Annotated in this window: 1 protein-coding gene; it reads right to left on the reverse strand. The window is 58.8% G+C overall.

All coding sequences use genetic code 11. The features are described 5' to 3' along the window. Nucleotide 1: 1 nt before the first annotated feature. Nucleotides 2-463 (reverse strand): spore coat protein U domain-containing protein, encoded by a 462-nt coding sequence (locus tag ACM9LZ_RS25950; RefSeq protein WP_416622391.1) that lies wholly within the window; start codon nucleotides 461-463, stop codon nucleotides 2-4. Nucleotides 464-678 lie beyond the last annotated feature (215 nt).

Raw genomic sequence — 678 nt, forward strand, 5'->3', positions numbered from 1 at the left:
TTTACTTTGCAGCGATGGTGACGGTGACGGTGTCGGCATAGTCACCGGCGATATACTGCTCGGAAGCGGGGATGGTGACCTTGAGGTCGGCCTTCTTGTTGAACTGGGCGTTGGCGCGGTCGATGACCATCTGGCTGTTGAGGTTGCCGCCCTGGCCATCATAATTGACCTGATAGGCGATCTCGAAATTGCCGGACTTGAGCTTTCCGGCATTGGTGGAGGCCAGGGTGATCTTGTAGCCGTTGCCGGCGTTGCAGCTTTCGGTGACGGAGCCGATGGTCTTGTTGTTCTCGCCATTCTTCAGGGAGAGGTTCTGGCCCTGGTCCTGGACGGTGATGGTGCAGGACTGGGCGACATTGCCGCGCAACTGGATGGTGCCGGTGGCGTTCTGTGCGAAGGCGGGTGCGGCGATGGCGGCGACCAGCAGGGAGGCGGCGGCGGTCTTGGCGAAGAACTTGTTCATGATCGGGCTCCGTCGGTTCGTTGTGATGCGGCGTTGTCGCCGTCATGCCGAGGGAGGAGAGCAGGATCGATGCCAAGTTGGTGATTGACGTTGCGGTTGAGGGAAACTGCGCCTTTCCGGTATGTCCAAGCGGGTGTGGGCCATATTGCACTATGCAAAACTGCGAAATGCATAACTCATAATGCAACGACCATTGCCATCTGCAACGGTCGCCG

Source organism: Niveispirillum fermenti (assembly GCF_048066175.1).
Classification (GTDB): Bacteria; Pseudomonadota; Alphaproteobacteria; order Azospirillales; family Azospirillaceae; genus Niveispirillum; species Niveispirillum fermenti.

What these genes read in the sequence shown, in the direction of transcription:
- ACM9LZ_RS25950 (WP_416622391.1), bottom strand. Translation starts at nt 463, where the DNA reads ATGAACAAGTTCTTCGCCAAGACCGCCGCCGCCTCCCTGCTGGTCGCC.